This is a genomic window from Streptosporangium sp. NPDC002607 (genome assembly GCF_053592655.1).
In genome coordinates, this window is sequence record NZ_JBSFWD010000029.1 from 12377 (window position 1) to 26711 (window position 14335).

Annotated in this window: 15 protein-coding genes; 4 read left to right on the forward strand and 11 right to left on the reverse strand. The window is 69.4% G+C overall.

Going from position 1 to position 14335, the window contains the following annotated elements:
• Positions 1 to 124: 124 nt before the first annotated feature.
• Positions 125 to 949, reverse strand: a complete 825-nt coding sequence (locus ACWD3H_RS28735) for a DUF6461 domain-containing protein (RefSeq protein WP_451957193.1) — start codon at positions 947 to 949, stop codon at positions 125 to 127.
• A 174-nt stretch (positions 950 to 1123) separates the two neighbouring features.
• Here ACWD3H_RS28735 and ACWD3H_RS28740 point away from each other — a divergent pair, with 174 nt between their 5' ends.
• Positions 1124 to 1777 carry a class I SAM-dependent methyltransferase gene (locus ACWD3H_RS28740; RefSeq protein ID WP_451957194.1) on the forward strand — a complete coding sequence of 218 codons (654 nt, stop codon included), beginning with the start codon at positions 1124 to 1126 and terminating at the stop codon, positions 1775 to 1777.
• A gap of 325 nt (positions 1778 to 2102) precedes the next feature.
• Here ACWD3H_RS28740 and ACWD3H_RS28745 read toward each other — a convergent pair whose 3' ends face one another.
• The 10 genes from ACWD3H_RS28745 to ACWD3H_RS28790 form a co-directional block, all read right to left on the reverse strand.
• Positions 2103 to 3044 (reverse strand): D-alanyl-D-alanine carboxypeptidase family protein, encoded by a 942-nt coding sequence (locus tag ACWD3H_RS28745; RefSeq protein ID WP_451957195.1) that lies wholly within the window; start codon positions 3042 to 3044, stop codon positions 2103 to 2105.
• A 261-nt stretch (positions 3045 to 3305) separates the two neighbouring features.
• On the reverse strand, positions 3306 to 4538 hold the full coding sequence (locus ACWD3H_RS28750; RefSeq protein ID WP_451957196.1) for a sensor histidine kinase: 1233 nt from the start codon (positions 4536 to 4538) through the stop codon (positions 3306 to 3308).
• Positions 4535 to 5224: a two-component system response regulator CseB gene (gene cseB, locus ACWD3H_RS28755; RefSeq protein ID WP_355611366.1), complete on the reverse strand. Its 690-nt coding sequence runs from the start codon at positions 5222 to 5224 to the stop codon at positions 4535 to 4537. Before cseB ends, ACWD3H_RS28750 begins: the two co-directional genes overlap by 4 nt.
• Positions 5225 to 5239: 15 nt before the next feature.
• Positions 5240 to 6415 carry an ABC transporter permease gene (locus ACWD3H_RS28760; protein ID WP_451957197.1) on the reverse strand — a complete coding sequence of 392 codons (1176 nt, stop codon included), beginning with the start codon at positions 6413 to 6415 and terminating at the stop codon, positions 5240 to 5242.
• Between the two features lie 2 nt (positions 6416 to 6417).
• Complete coding sequence (locus tag ACWD3H_RS28765) at positions 6418 to 7092, reverse strand: ABC transporter ATP-binding protein (protein WP_451957198.1); 675 nt, start codon at positions 7090 to 7092, stop codon at positions 6418 to 6420.
• A complete protein-coding gene (locus tag ACWD3H_RS28770) occupies positions 7085 to 8806 on the reverse strand; it encodes a peptidoglycan-binding protein (RefSeq protein WP_451957199.1) in 1722 nt (573 codons plus the stop codon). The genes ACWD3H_RS28765 and ACWD3H_RS28770 overlap by 8 nt, the downstream gene beginning before the upstream one ends.
• A complete protein-coding gene (locus tag ACWD3H_RS28775) occupies positions 8806 to 9591 on the reverse strand; it encodes a hypothetical protein (RefSeq protein ID WP_451957200.1) in 786 nt (261 codons plus the stop codon). The genes ACWD3H_RS28770 and ACWD3H_RS28775 overlap by 1 nt, the downstream gene beginning before the upstream one ends.
• Before the next feature lie 418 nt (positions 9592 to 10009).
• Entirely contained in the window at positions 10010 to 11224 is a 1215-nt protein-coding gene (locus ACWD3H_RS28780) for an RNA polymerase sigma factor (protein ID WP_451957201.1), read from the reverse strand.
• On the reverse strand, positions 11224 to 11610 hold the full coding sequence (locus ACWD3H_RS28785) for a YciI family protein (protein ID WP_451957202.1): 387 nt from the start codon (positions 11608 to 11610) through the stop codon (positions 11224 to 11226). The genes ACWD3H_RS28780 and ACWD3H_RS28785 overlap by 1 nt, the downstream gene beginning before the upstream one ends.
• A 117-nt stretch (positions 11611 to 11727) precedes the next feature.
• Positions 11728 to 12123: an SseB family protein gene (locus ACWD3H_RS28790; protein WP_451957203.1), complete on the reverse strand. Its 396-nt coding sequence runs from the start codon at positions 12121 to 12123 to the stop codon at positions 11728 to 11730.
• A 79-nt stretch (positions 12124 to 12202) separates the two neighbouring features.
• Here ACWD3H_RS28790 and ACWD3H_RS28795 point away from each other — a divergent pair, with 79 nt between their 5' ends.
• From ACWD3H_RS28795 to ACWD3H_RS28805, 3 genes are read left to right on the forward strand one after another with little or no spacing between them, the layout of a single operon-like run.
• Complete coding sequence (locus ACWD3H_RS28795; RefSeq protein WP_355547906.1) at positions 12203 to 12820, forward strand: TetR/AcrR family transcriptional regulator; 618 nt, start codon at positions 12203 to 12205, stop codon at positions 12818 to 12820.
• Positions 12821 to 12831: 11 nt separating this feature from the next.
• Positions 12832 to 13020, forward strand: a complete 189-nt coding sequence (locus ACWD3H_RS28800) for a ferredoxin (protein ID WP_355547909.1) — start codon at positions 12832 to 12834, stop codon at positions 13018 to 13020.
• A 1-nt stretch (position 13021) separates the two neighbouring features.
• Positions 13022 to 14311 (forward strand): cytochrome P450, encoded by a 1290-nt coding sequence (locus ACWD3H_RS28805; protein ID WP_451957204.1) that lies wholly within the window; start codon positions 13022 to 13024, stop codon positions 14309 to 14311.
• Positions 14312 to 14335 lie beyond the last annotated feature (24 nt).

Sequence of the window (14335 nt, forward strand, 5' to 3'; positions counted from 1 at the left end):
GGTGACAACTGGCGCTGGTAGATGACGACTATCGTCTGCCGTCACAGTTCGGAGGGGCTCTGTGGCGAGGTGAGGGCATCGCCGCATCACCACCGCTTCTGGCCCGTTTCGACGCTGGGGTGGGTCAGAAATGGGCACCAGGTATGGCGGCGCCGAGAATGGGGCGGCGGAGGTGTTGTGGGCTGATCATGACGCCGGTGATTCGGCTGGCGAGTGCCAGGGCCGCCGGGATGGAGTTGTCGATGTGGTCGTCGGCGGCCGGATCGATGCCCAGCTCACGGAGGTGACGATTGAGCCGGTCGGGATCCGCGCCCTGCCTGTCAATGGGAAACGCCGGGTTGATGTCGGTGATGAGCCGGCCGTCGGCGGCATAGGTGACATGGTGCTGGGCGTAGTCATGCCGCTGCACTGTCACCACCTCACCGCCGTCGCGAGACAGGTTGGACAGAGCCTGCCACTGCGCGCGCCAGCCGCAGTCCTCGATCGAGATGGTCCAATCCCCGATTCGCCTCACAGTGATGACCTCCGGTCCTTCCGGCAGAGAGTGGTCCTCGTCTGTGATCAGCCGAATGTCCTCGTCCGCGGCGCCGAGTCGGCGCAGCACCTCGTGCTCGTTGAGCCCGCGGACGAAAGCGATCGTGTAGATGTCATCGAGGCCGCTGCTCCTTTCCCATTCGTAGTCCTCCGGCGACGCACCAGGGGTCCTCGCGGTGGCGTAGACCCACTCGACCCTGTCTGCCTGCTCGTATGCCTCGGGATTGGCGGCGAAGAAGGCTTCAATGATGTTGGGTGAGATGCGGCCTCGATGGCTGACCGGGTACCCCTGTGCCTTCGCCCACTCCCTGATGGCAAATGACCTAACCCTATGGACGAGATGGGGAACACGAAGCGGGGTGAAGTCGGGGTCGGACATGATCAGAAACTTACCGATAGGTTCGACCTGGTCCATGAGGATGTGCGCAACGCGGTCGCCGTATACCCGTTCACTCCCGAACTGGAGCGGCAAGTCACCGAGTGCGTGCTCGGCGCACGCAGGCACGGCCTGACGCCTTAAGAGGATCGTGAACGCAAATCTCAACGAGCCCCACGATGCGATCCGACGCACGGGAAGGAAAGCACCCCGATGACTGAGCATCACCATCAGCTCACCGAAGACGAGGCGGCCACTATGTTCGAGCCGTCGGGCTGGGACGAGAGGTACGCAGGCCAAGAGAAGTTCTGGAGCGGAAATCCTAATCCGCAGCTCGTCGCCGAGGCGGCCGGACTGACCCCCGGTACCGCGCTCGACGTCGGCTGCGGTGAGGGCGGCGATGTGATCTGGCTGGCTCGCCAGGGCTGGACAGTCACCGGCGCGGATTTCTCCGTCAACGGCCTGGCACGCGCCGCCCGGCACGCCGAGCAAGCCGGAATCGCCGATCAGGTTGACTGGTGGCGGGTCGACGCACGGACCATCGCGGTGGCCGGGCGGTCATACGATCTGGTGACCAGCCACTATCTGCACGCGCCGGACGGCGGGATGATGGACGTGACCCGCCGGCTGGCCGACGCCGTCGCGCCCGGCGGATATCTCCTCGTCGTCGGCCACGCACCCTCCGTGGAGCTCACACATTTGACCGCGAGCCAGCGCAGGGCCATGTTTCTTGCCGAAGAGTTGCTGCCCGGCCTACCGGAAGACTTCGAGGCCCTCGTGGTCGAGCAGCGGCCACGAAAGATGACCCGCGACGGAACGTCTATCAACGCTCACGACTCCACGCTGCTTGCTCGCCGTCGGCTTTAGCTGAAGCGTTTTGCAGAAGACCGCCGGAAGGCGTACTGAGCTGAGTTGTTAGCGGGTTGGCTATAGGTCGTGCATCCGGGCGACGGCTTGGACGGCGTGATGGAGGCCCTCGCCGCGAAGCGGCCTCCGGGGAGGATGAGTGCAGAAATTAGGCTAAGCAACAGTTCTTGAGTTGAGTTCGCTGGATCGATCGCGGCTGACGGACCTCTCGACGGCCCACTGGCGCGGCGGCCGCGGTTTGCCTACTTGTCTTACGTGACCTAACGACCTTCAAGCGGCTGACCGGCTGGTTCGCTTGACTACCCCAGATAACTGCCGGGACGGGTCACCGGTGAGCGGGGCCGATCGCTTCGGCAGGGCGAGCAGTGGTGGGACGGGGCTCTGGCAGGAGTGCCGCCGGCCGCTTGAGCAGCCACCGTTCGACCGCCGCGCTCATCTTCCCGCCCGCCTCTAGCGCCGCCGCCTTGGCGGCGACCGGGTTGGTGTTCGCCACCTGGCCGAGGATCACCCCGAGCACCAGGCGGCCTCGTACGCGGGAGGCCCACATCAGGTTGCCGCCCGCGACGGTGCCGGAGCCGGTCTTGATGCCGATGACGCCGTGCTTGTTCAGCAGCGTGTTGGTGTTGGGCAGCCTTCTCGCGTCGCCGGGCACGGCCGTGTCAGCCTGTGCCACCACCTCACGGAAGACCGGGTCGCGCATGGCCTCCTTGGCCAGCTTGAGCTGGTCGGCCGCGGTGCTGACGGTGCTGTCCTCGTTGCCGCTGGCGCCCGTGTACGTGGTGGCGGCCATGCCCAGGCGGTGGGCGGTGGCGTTCATCCGCTCGACGAAGCGCTCCTGGGAACCGGAGTCCCAGCGGGCCAGGAGGCGGGCCACGTTGTTGCCCGAGGGCACCATCATCAGCTCCAGCAGACGGCGCAGCCGTAGCCGCTCGCCCTCCCTGACCGGGGCGGTGGACTCCTGCGGTGCGTAGGACTCGTCGGCGGCCGTACGGTCCACGGGGATAGGCGGGCCGTCGTCGCCGAGCCGGAGCGGATGGCGGCGCAGGATCACGTAGGCGGTCATGACCTTGGTCACGCTGGCGATGGGCAGCGGGTCAGGGTCGCCGCTGGCGCCCAGGCTGCCCACGCCCTCCACCTCGACCGCCGCCTGGCCCTCGGCTGGCCACGGCAGGGGCACGTCGGACACGGTGGCCCCGGAGACGGACGGTACGGTTCCGCAGCCGGACAGGGCGCTCGCCAGCAGGAGGAGAACGAAGGAACGTCGCATGCCGAACACGGTGGGCCACCCACGTGTCCGTCCGGCCGTGGCCGTGTCTCCGTACGGGCTTGACCGTGTATCAACCGTGTATCGGGCCGGCCATCTGGTGGGGTGTCGACGGCGCCGTCGTCGCCACCCCACCAGCACTGGGGTGTCGACCGGTTTGACCACTTAGTCGTCGCCACCGGCCACCACATCCAGCGAGTCGCCGCGTGCCGACATAATCAGGATCGGCCACCTTGAGTGGGTCGCTGCGATCCGCTGGGCACCTCAGTTGGGCAGGGTGATGGCGACGCTCGCACCACCGTTGACCGGGTTGGCGAACTGGAGGCTTGCCCCGATGATGCGGGCGTGGCCGAGCACGATGGTCAGGCCGAGCCCGTGCCCGCGGCCGCGCTCGGTCCGTCCGGTGTGGAAGCGCTGCGCCTGTCCCTTGTTCAGGTTCGCAAGCAGGTCAGGTGGGAAACCTGGCCCATGATCGCGGATGACGATCTGGCGGGAGCGCACGGTGATCATTACCGGGGCGGCGCCGTGTGTGCGGGCGTTGAGGAGCAGGTTGGCGACGACGCGCTCCAGGCGGCGCGCATCGGTGACGGCTGTCGTGTCGCCCTGGTCGCCGACGATATGCAGGTCGGCGGGCACGTCGACACGGTGCAGCGACTCGCGTACCAGGTCGGCCAGCGGCACCGACTGCCGATCCGGTTGTTCGCCGGTGGCGTCCAGGTGGGAGATTTCCAGCAGATCGTCGACCAGGCCGCGCAGCACGCCGATTCGGTCGCGGACCATGTCGGTGGCCTGCCCGTCGGGCAGCAACTGGCTGGCGGTCAGCAGCCCCATCAGTGGGGTACGCAGATCGTGCGCGACGTCGGCTGTGAAGCGCTGCTCGGCCAGCAGCCGCCGCTGCAGGCTGGCGGCCATGGAGTTGAGCCCGGCGCCGATCTCGGCGATCTCGTCCCGGCCGCCCGTATCGGTGCGAGCGGCCAGGTTGCCGTCGGCGATCTGGCGGGCGGTGCGGGCCATGCGCCGAAGCCGCCGGTTGGGGAGCTCGGCCGCCAGCACCGACAGCGGTACCACCCCGGCCAGGGCGAGCAGTCCGGCTTTGACCATGCTGCGGTCCAGCGCGTACAGGCTGCGCAGTTCCGAGCCCATCGAGATCTGTACGCTCACCGCCTGGCGGCCGTCGCTGCCATACGGTTGGGCGGCCCACATCCACGGCTCGTCCCGGTGATCGAGCCCATACCAGATCACCGGCCGGCCGGGACGCAGCTGGGCAGCCAGAGCGTCAGGGAGCTCCTCGACGGTCACCACGTCGTCGGGCGTGCCGCCGGGCCGGTCAGCGGAGGCCAGTGACTTGTCGAGGGCCACCTGGGCTCGGGCCTCGCCGATGTCCAGGGCACGCTGCCAGGTCGCCCGGTGAACCAGCAGTCCTATCATGGCGGCGACGACGGTGGAGGCGAGCGTGACGAGGGCGGCGATCTTCCATCGCAGCGAAGCCGGATTCATGTGGCGCTCAATTTGTAGCCGAACCCGCGGACCGTCTCGATGCGCTCGGCGCCGACCTTCTTGCGCAGGCGCTGTACGCACAGGTCGACCACGCGGCTGTCGCCGTCCCATCCGTAGTCCCACACGGTGCGCAGCAGCGTCGCCCGTTCCAGCACGATGCCGGGATGGGCGGCGAACTCCAGCAGCAGCCGCAACTCGGTCGGGCTCAGCTCGACGCGTCGCCCAGCCCGCCGTACCTCCAGCGAACCGGTGTCGATGCTCAGCTCGCCGAAGGTGAGCACCGCGCTCGCGGCGGCCTGCCCGGTCGTGGGCTGGGGCTGAGCGATGGTGGCCCGGCGCAGCAGCGAGCGGATCCTGGCCACCAGCACCGGCAGGTCGACCGGTTTGACCACATAGTCGTCGGCGCCGCCCTCCAGCCCGGCGACGATGTCCAGGCCGTCGCCGCGGGCCGACATCATGAGGATCGGCACCTGACTGGTTTCCCGGATCCTGCGGCACAAGCTGATGCCGTCCAGGCTGGGCAGCATCACATCCAGCAGCAGGAGGTCGTGGCCACCTGTCTGGGCCGCCTCCAGGCCGCTCAGCCCGTCAGCGGCGGTGGTCATTCGATAGCCGTAGCGCTCCAGGGCCAGGCTGACCGACGCGCGGATCACCGCGTCGTCTTCGACGAGCAGCAGGGATGTCATGAAAATGCACCATATCTACCGAAGTGCGTTGATTGGTTCCATGCGAGCGGCACGCAGGGCCGGGTACAGACCCGCGAGCAGCCCGACGACGGCACCGGCGGCAGGCGCCATGACGGCCAGCCGTACATCCATGACCGGAGTCCACTGCTTGGCAGCGCAGACGGCGACGATCACGACGATCCCTCCGGAAGCGCCGATGATGCCGCCGGTCAGCCCGGTAAGGGTGGACTCCAGCAGGAACTGCGCGGCGATGTGGCGGCGGGCGGCGCCGAGGGCGCGGCGCAGGCCGATCTCGGCGATGCGCTCCATCACGGTCACCAGGGTGACGTTGGCGATGCCGACCGCGCCGACGACCAGGGAGACCAGCCCGAGGATCAGGAAGAGGGCGTTGACGTCGCCTTCCACCGCATCGCGGGCTCTGGTGAGGCTGGGCGGCGAGATGACCTGGAGGAGGGCCTCGTTGCCCGGGCTGAGCGCGGTCGGCGCCTGCTTGGCGATCAGTTCCGCGGCGCCGAGGCCGGTGTTGACCAGGACCCGGGTCACGGTGCTCAGGCCGTAGCGCTTGCCGACGGCCGGTGGCAACAGGACTGCGCTCGCAAGGCTCTTTTCGCGTTTCAGGTCGCCGAGCACGCCGATGACGGTGTACGCCTGGGTGCCGATGAAGACGGCCGGGGCCCGTGTCAGCCGGGTGATGCCCAGCAGCTTGGCCGCGTGCCGGCCCAGCACGACGACCTTGTCCCCGCGGGCGATGTGCCCGGCGTCGAAGTAGCGGCCCTCGATCATTCTGCCTTTGACCGCGGCGGGCAGGCCGGGGCTGCTGGAGAGCACGGTCAGAGTCTGGTCGGTGACCCGGGTCGGGTCCACGATGTCGTTGGAGCGGACGCTGAGATTGGCGCTCTGTTCCGACTCGGCGAGCGCGGCGGCGGAGACCACCCCGCGCAGCCGGGTCACCCGGCTGACATCGGCCCAATCGACCAGGGGGAATGAGTGCTCCGGGACTTCGATCGTGACGGAGGTGGCGGTCAGCTCGTCGAAGCGGCCGACGATCTGGTTGCCCGCCGTCGCGGCGACGCCCAGAGTGACCACGAGCGTGGTGATGCCCAGCACGGTGCCCAGGGTGGTCAGCGCCGAGCGCATCGGGCGGGCAAGCAGGCCCGCCATGGCCTCGTTCAGCAGGTCGCGAGGGTGCACATCTACTCCTCCGTGAGGACGCCGTCGGTGATGCGCACCCGGCGCCCGGCCCGGTCGCTCACGTCGTTCTCGTGAGTGATGACCACGATGGTCATCCCCTGGGCGCGCAGTTCGTCGAACAGGTCGAGCACGGCGTCGGTGTTCTTGCTGTCGAGGTTGCCGGTGGGTTCGTCGCACAGCAGCAGTGACGGTTCGCCCATGAGGGCGCGGGCGATGGCGGCGCGCTGCCGCTCGCCGCCGGACAGCCTGCCGGGCAGGAAGGCCACCCGGTGCGACAGCCGTACCCGCTCCAGAGCGCGCATCGCGCGTTCCCGCCGCCCCCCGCGCCGTGCTGCGCCGTAGACCTCGGCGAGCATGACGTTCTCCAGCACGCTGCGGTGCGGCAACAGGTGGAAGGACTGGAAGACGAAGCCGATACGGCTGCCGCGGATGGTGGTCCGCACGCTGTCCTTCAGTGAGATGGTCTCGATGCCGTCGAGCCGGTAGCTGCCGCTGGTCGGCCGGTCGAGCAGGCCGAGTGTGTTGAGCAAGGTGGACTTCCCGGATCCGGAAGGGCCGACGACGGCCACGTAGTCCGATTTTTCAACTCTTAGGTTGACGGCGGAGAGTGCCCGGACGGGAGGATCGGTGGGGAACTCCTTGGTCAGGTCGTGGAGCAGGATGACCGGCTCAGGCACTGTTGATCACCACCATGTCGCCCGGCTTGAGGTCGCCGGCCACCTCCACGGCTCCGTCGGCGGACAGGCCGGCGCGTACCTCGACCTCCTTGGTCTGGTCGGGCGCGATCTCCACCTGCACCCGGGCCTTGCCATCCGCGGCGGTGACGACTGCCGCGGCGGGGACCACGAGCACCTCCTGGTCGGTGGCTCCGATGGTGACGCGAACCGTGACGGGCGCGCCGGCGAGCTTCTTGAGGCTCCTCATCGAGGCAGGAGTGATCATCACCGACACGGCGCCCTTCGCGTCACGTCCGCCGAGGGAGGTCACCGTGCCGGGGACGGTCTTGCCGGCCTCGGTTTCGATACTCGCGTTCAGACCTGTCTTCAGCCGCTCGGCCTCAGCCACGTCCACCGAGCCTGAGACCACGAAGGTGGAGCTGGTCACCGTGGCGATCGACTTGTCCACCAGCTCTCCCGCCTTGACGGTCGACTTGTGCAGGCGGGCGGGCAGCTTGGGCAGGAAGACGACCTCTCCCGGCGGGACGGTGGTGCCGTAGGTCCGGGAGAACTCGGCCAGCAGCGCTCGTGCCGCGGCCAGGTCACTCTGGGCGTTGGCCACCTTCAGCTTGGCGGGCGAGAGCTGCCTGGCCTGCCTGAGCGCCTGCTCGGCGGTGACGACGGCCTCGCGCGCTACCCGGACGTTCTTCGTCAGCTCGGTCAGCCGCTTGGCCCGCGCGGTCCCGGCCTCCTGCAGTACGCGCTCCAGCGCCGACCTGGCGGCGGTCAGATCCGCCCTGGCGTTGGCGACCCGGAGTTCGAGCAGGCGGGTGTCGGCAGGCGGCCCGGCCGTGGCATCGGCAGTGGGGCCTGCGGTGGGGCTGGAGCTGAGGCTGGGCGCGGGGGTGGGCGTCGTAGTGGCCTGGGCGAGCTCCTGCTGGGCCGCCAGCAGCTTCTCACCGGCCGCCCGTACGGCGCTCTCGGCGGCCTCGACCTTGGCCTCGTCCTCGGTGGTGTGCTCCTGTGCCCACGCGCTCTTCAGCGCCTGTTCGGCCTCCTTCAGATCCTGCCGGGCGTTGGCGAGCCTGACTTTCAGCGGGAGCACATCCTTGCCCTGGTCAAGGGCCTTACGCTCGGTCGCGAACACTTCCCGCGCGGCCCGTACGGCCCGGTGCAGGTCGTCGCGCCTCTGCCGCAGTTCCAAGGTGGGTTGCTGCGCCTCATAGCCCCGCTTGGCGTAGAAGCGCGACACCGCGGCGATGGTCGCCTGGTCGAACACGCCGGTCGCGGGCGCGCGGTAGCCGAGCCTGCGCAGCGCCTTCTGCAACTGCTTGACATCGGTCCCCTTGGCGCCGGAGACGATGCTGCGGTGCATCGGCACCGTGCCGGAGAAGACGAACACCGGGCGCCCGTTCACCTCCATCAGCACCGCGCCCTCCGCGAGGGTGCCCCGCCGGGGAGCGCGGGTAGCGCGCTGAGCGGTTTCGCTGCCGCCCACCACTCCGGCCAGCGACACCGGATACGGCGAGCCGTACTCCAGCGCGCCGCTGACCACTACGGTGGCGACCAGCTTGCGCCGCTCGACCGCAGCGGTGACCAGCGACGGTTTGGGCGGCTTGCGTGCCGCCGCCTCGTCGGCCGGGGAACGCAGCAGAGTGCCCACTCCCCAGCCGGTCCCCGCGACCACCAAGACCACGGCCAGCACGAGCAGCAGCTTGCCACGAGGGGTACGCATCACCGCTCTTGGAACCCGTACTTCGCCCTGGCCTCGTTGGTGAGCCGCTTTTGCAGGGGGACGAAGGCGGCGTAGAAGTCCTTGCCGCACTCCAGGTCGACCAGCGCCGACTTGATCTCCTTGGCGAGATACGGCCTGGCCGCCTCCGCCGTGACCTTGCCCGCCTTGCCGAGTTGGTCGGCCTGCTCGCTCCACACCTCCCAGCCGCGAACACTCAGCGCGAGCGGCTTCGCGGAGGTCACCCGCTCGCCTTTGGACTTCAGGCACTCGGCGAACGGCGCGGCGAGCTCCAGGAGCTTGGGGTCGCCGTCGAGAACCTTGTCGATGTTCTCGATCTCCGTGCTCATCTGGTCCTGATAGTCGGCGACCGAGGTGACTTTCAGGCCGTCCACCTGCTGGAGGGCGTTGACCCGACACTCGTTCATGGTCTTGAGGTAGGCGTCCCGCTTGGCGCCGGAGAGGCCGTCGATCGTCGCCTTGTTGGGGTCCGGCGCCTGCGTTTCCGGCGGCTTCGGATAGACGACGGCGGAGAAGACGCCGAAGCCGTCCTTGCTGCGGGCCGCCTTCATCGCCGCGTAGTCAGCGGGGTTCGCATCGGGCTGCTTGGGCCGGCTGACCGAGGGGGTGTAGGAGAAACCCTTCTGCTTCATGCAGGTGGCGATGACAGTCTCCCGCTCGCGGACCTTGTCCATCGTGGCACCGCCGCTGTCTGTCGCGGGGGTTGCGGCTCCCCCGCAGCCGGTCAGCACCGTTAGACCGAGCAGACCGCACATCAACACACGCATCAAGGACTCCTTCTCGGTGGGATCACGCCGTCCTTCACGACGCCGTGGCCACTTTGGAGCCCTTTTCCGTCCGCTCTGTATCGACCGGGTATCCGCGGGTGCTCGGCCATGTATCCGCCGTGTATCAACGCCGCGGGCCGCCTCGCGGCCTGCATCCTTGAACGGCGACTCGGCACCGCCGCGCAGTGGTCCGCGTCGGTCAGGTCCGGCTCGACCAACTTGTATGCGCGCAACATCGCGTGGGTGAGCTCGATGGTGCGATGGACCGGCCGACACCGGCCGCCACAACAGCGGGTAGCGCGTGACTCGCGGCGGAAGAGTGCAGTCGAACTCGCCATCTCGGCGGGCGGTGAAATACTCCCTCGCGATCGACGGCATCCGGGCCGCGCTCGAATCCGGGCCGGCCGCGCTGGGGAACTCAGTCCAGCGCGGCCGCCTTGCGCAGCAGCACTGAGCGTTCGCGCTGGTTGGCGCACAGCCGGGCGGCCAGCTCCAGCTCGGCGCGCGCCTCCGGTCGCCGGCCGAGGCGGGCCAGCAGCTCCCCGCGTACGGTCGGAACCAGATGCGAACCGGGGAGCCGGTCCGAGGCGATCAGCTCGTCCACGATGGCCAGGGCCTGCGCCGGACCCGAGGCCATGGCCACGGCAACGGCCCGGTTGAGCTCGACCACCGGCGAGGGCGCGACCCGGCCGAGCGCCTCGTAGAGCAGCACGATCCGGTCCCAGTCGGTCGCCTCGACCGAGGGCGCCGACGCGTGGGCGGCGGCGATCGCGGCCTGCAGGCCGTAGGGGCCGAGGCCGCGGGTCGATGCCCTGGCCAGCGCGGCCAGCCCCCGGCGGATCGCCGAGAAGTCCCACAGCCGCCGGTCCTGGTCCTCGAGCAGGACCGGCGTGCCGTCCGGGCCGGTCCGGGCCGGGAAGCGCGCGGCCGTCAGCTCGCACAACGCGAGCAGGCCGTGCACCTCCGGCTCGTCGGGCTGCAGCGCGGCCAGCGTGCGGGCCAGCCGGATCGCCTCGTACGCAACGTCGGGGCGCAGCAGCCGGTCGCCCGACGTGGCCGTCGACCCCTCGGTGAAGATCACGTAGAGGACTCTGAGCACGCCGCCCAGCCGTTCCCGGCGCTCGCCGGCCGGCGGCAGCTCGAACGGCACCCCGGCCGCCGCGATCGTCTTCTTGCCCCGGGTGATGCGGGCCTGCACGGTCGGCACGGGTACCAGGAACGCGCGGGCGATCTCCTCGCTGGACAGGCCGCCGACCACGCGCAGGGTCAGCGCCACCCGGGCCTCGCGGGAGAGCACCGGGTGGCAGCTGACGAACATCAGCGCCAGGACGTCGTCGTCGATCTTGTCGGGGTCGATTTCCTGGTCGACCGCGGGGTCGGCCGCCAGCAGGGCATATCGGTCCTGGAGGGCGGTCCGGCGGCGGATCGCGTCGATCGCCCGCCGCCGGGCCGTGGCCATCAGCCAGCCGGCCGGATTGGCCGGAGAGGCACGCGGCCACGACACCAGCGCCTCAGCCACCGCCTCCTGGGCCGCGTCCTCGGCCAACCCGAAATCGCCGGTGAACCGGGTCAGCGCGGCGACGATCCGGGCCGACTCGATCCGCCAGACGGCCTCGACGTCGGCCCTACCCATCAGATCTGGCCGTTGTTCTCGCTGCCCTGCGGGACCTCGTCGGCCTCGGCCACCCGCCGGACCTCGATCTTGGACCCGCGGACCGCCGGGACCCGCTTGGCCCACTCGACCGCCTCCTGTTTCGTGGCGACATCGAGCAGGAAGTAGCCACCGAACAGTTCCCTGGTCTCGCCGTACGGCCCGTCCGTGACCACCGGCGCCTCGCCGCTGAAGTCGACCACGACGCCCTGGCCCGGATCGTCCAGCCCTTCGGCCGCGACGAGAACCTCGGCCTTCATCATGTCCTCGATGAACCGGCGGGTCGTGGCCATCATCTCGTCGAGATTAGCCATCATGGCCGCGTTCGTCTCATCGGTGCCTCGCATGATCAGCAGGTATTTCGGCATCGCGTTCTCCTCGTCCGGCGGGGCCGCCCCTCGGCCCTCGCCCCCATACGTCGAACGAGCGGCCCGCTGATCGACACGGCCCCGGAGAAATCTTTCGCCGCGACGCGGCCGATCCCGTCAGACCGGCCCCTGAGCGATGGCTGACGCGGACGCCCTGCTGATGATGATGCTGATCAGCTTAGTAGCGCTGTTGACCAGGATGCCCTCGCACGACGGGTCTTCGGCGGCCATGCGCAGCAGGACCGCGCCGGGGATGCCGACGTTGCACTGCGACCCGGGCGCCTGCGACGCCACCTCCGGGTCGGCGAAGGTGAGGATGCGCGGCCGGCCGTCGCCGTGGGTGGTCTGGCTGGCCGAGAAGCCCTCGCCGGCCCGGCCGTCGGGCTCCAGCAAGCCGACCCCGATGATCCCGATCACCGAATTCCGGAACATCTCGACGAACGCCGCGTAGGTCTCCGCGGTGTTGGCTTGCACGTGCGCGTCCATGACATCGGACAGAGGGGTGTCGGTCACGGGCAGGAACGGTAGAGGGGCCAGGGCTGTAGAAAACAAGGCTCTTGACGAATTAAATGAATGCTCTTTTACTTCCTGTATGGGGCGCATCGCGGGTGTCACCGCCGCCGAGACCCGGGAGCGGTTGCTGGACGCGGCGGCGGAGGTCTTCGCCAAGCGTGGCTACGACGGCACGCGGGTGGCCGACATCGCCGCGGCCGCGGGAGTGAGCAACGGCGCGTTGTACGCGCACTTCGGCTCGAAGGCCGAGTTGCTCGTGACCGCGCTGCGCGCGCACGGGCCACAGTTGCTCGCCGACCTGTTCGCCGCCGACCCCGACCGGTCGATCACGGATCTGCTGCTCGTCATCGGCCGCTGGCTGCCTCGCCGGCGCGACGTCCGCGGCGCCCTCATCGTCGAGGCGTTGGTCGCCGCCCGTCGTGACGAGGACGTCGCCCGGCCGATGCGTGACTACGTCGGTGAACGCGCCGACTGGCTCGCCGGGCTGGTGCGCGTCGCCCAGAACGACGGCGAGCTCGACCCCACGCTGTCGCCGAACGCGCTCGCCCACTTCTGCCTGCTGCTCGCGATGGGCAGCGCGCTCGTCCCACCCGGTCTGCACGGGGTCGACGACGCGGAGTGGAGCACGCTGCTCGCCCGAGTCGTGGCAGGCCTCGCCCCTGCTGACGACACCCCCGCACAGAGCGGAGCACCGTAGTGATAGTCCAGATGAATTCTGAAAAATGCCAGGGACATGGCCGCTGCTACGACCTCGCCCCCACCCTGTTCACCGAGGACGAGGAGGGCTACGGGCAGGTCATCGCGGACGGCGTCGTGCCGCCGGGAGATGAGCACGTGGCCCACCTGGCCGTGTCCAACTGCCCCGAACGAGCGATCGACATCGTGCAGGAGGCGTGACATGACCGGAGACGACCGCTTCACCCGAGACTTCCGGGAATCGCGGGCAGACCAGCCCCTCGGCACCCGCAACGAGATCATCACCGGTCCGGTCTCGGATTGGGCGACCGACTTCTCCCACCTGGAGCCCGAGTGGGCCGCCGACCCGTACCCCATCCAGGACGACCTGCGGCAGCGCTGCCCGATCGCGCACACCGACCGGTTCGGTGGCGGCTGGCTGCCCACCCGCTACGAGGACGTCGCCGCGATCGCCTACGACACCGAGCACTTCTCCTCACGGTCGATCATCATGAGCAATTTCCGGCCGCCCCGGGAGGTGGCGCCGGTGGGTGGCACGCCGCCGATCTCCTCCGATCCGCCGTTCCACCACGACGCGCGCAGACTGCTGCTCCCGGCGTTCACCAAGAGCGCGGTCGCCAAGCGGGAGCAGGCGACGAGAGCGCTGTGCCACTCGCTCATCGACGCGTTCGAGGGGCAGCCCACCGTCGACGCCGCCCGTGACTACGCCCAGTACATCCCGATGCGGGTCATCGCCGACATGCTCGGCTTCCCACCCGAGGACGGGCCGCGGTTCCGCGAATTCGTGGAGAACACGCTCGAAGGCGTCAACCTGCCGCCGGAGGAGCGCATGGCGCGGATGGGGAGTCTGTTCGACTACCTGCTCGCGCAGGTCCGCGACCACGTCGACGACCCGCGTGACGACCTGACGACCTACCTCGTCAACGCCGAGCTGTACGGCCGCAAACTCGACCCGTCGCACGTGGCCGGCACGATGGCCCTGCTGCTCATCGCGGGCATCGACACGACCTGGAGCGCGATCGGCGCGTCGCTGTGGCATCTCGCGAAGACCCCGGCCGACCGTGAGCGCCTGGTCGACGAGCCCGCGCTGCTGCCGACGGCGATGGAGGAGTTCCTTCGGGTCTACGCGCCGGTCACGATGGCCCGGCTGGTCAAGGAGGACACGCACTGGAACGGCGTCGACATGAAGGCGGACGACTGGATCCTGCTGTCGTTCCCGGCGGCCAACCGGGACCCGGCCCAGTTCGAGCGGGCGGACGAGGTCGTCATCGATCGCGAGGTCAACCGGCACGCCGCGTTCGGCCTCGGTATCCACCGCTGCGTGGGCTCCCACCTCGCGCGGATGGAGCTGCGGGTCGCCCTGGAGGTCTGGCTTGAGCGGATCCCGAACTTCAGCCTGCACGACCCGGCGGCCGTGACCTGGTCCACCGGCCAGGTCCGCGGACCTCGAACCCTCCCGCTCGACATCGACCGGGTCCGGCCTCCGGGGTGAACCGTCCGTGCGGGATCGGAGCGG

Excerpts from the sequence above, each read along its gene's own strand:
- ACWD3H_RS28735 (WP_451957193.1), bottom strand. The coding sequence starts at position 949 with ATGGACCAGGTCGAACCTATCGGTAAGTTTCTGATCATGTCCGACCCC.
- ACWD3H_RS28740 (WP_451957194.1), top strand. The coding sequence starts at position 1,124 with ATGACTGAGCATCACCATCAGCTCACCGAAGACGAGGCGGCCACTATG.
- ACWD3H_RS28745 (WP_451957195.1), bottom strand. The coding sequence starts at position 3,044 with ATGCGACGTTCCTTCGTTCTCCTCCTGCTGGCGAGCGCCCTGTCCGGC.
- ACWD3H_RS28750 (WP_451957196.1), bottom strand. The coding sequence starts at position 4,538 with ATGAATCCGGCTTCGCTGCGATGGAAGATCGCCGCCCTCGTCACGCTC.
- cseB (WP_355611366.1), bottom strand. The coding sequence starts at position 5,224 with ATGACATCCCTGCTGCTCGTCGAAGACGACGCGGTGATCCGCGCGTCG.
- ACWD3H_RS28770 (WP_451957199.1), bottom strand. The coding sequence starts at position 8,806 with ATGCGTACCCCTCGTGGCAAGCTGCTGCTCGTGCTGGCCGTGGTCTTG.
- ACWD3H_RS28775 (WP_451957200.1), bottom strand. The coding sequence starts at position 9,591 with ATGCGTGTGTTGATGTGCGGTCTGCTCGGTCTAACGGTGCTGACCGGC.
- ACWD3H_RS28780 (WP_451957201.1), bottom strand. The coding sequence starts at position 11,224 with ATGGGTAGGGCCGACGTCGAGGCCGTCTGGCGGATCGAGTCGGCCCGG.
- ACWD3H_RS28785 (WP_451957202.1), bottom strand. The coding sequence starts at position 11,610 with ATGCCGAAATACCTGCTGATCATGCGAGGCACCGATGAGACGAACGCG.
- ACWD3H_RS28795 (WP_355547906.1), top strand. The coding sequence starts at position 12,203 with ATGGGGCGCATCGCGGGTGTCACCGCCGCCGAGACCCGGGAGCGGTTG.
- ACWD3H_RS28800 (WP_355547909.1), top strand. The coding sequence starts at position 12,832 with ATGAATTCTGAAAAATGCCAGGGACATGGCCGCTGCTACGACCTCGCC.
- ACWD3H_RS28805 (WP_451957204.1), top strand. The coding sequence starts at position 13,022 with ATGACCGGAGACGACCGCTTCACCCGAGACTTCCGGGAATCGCGGGCA.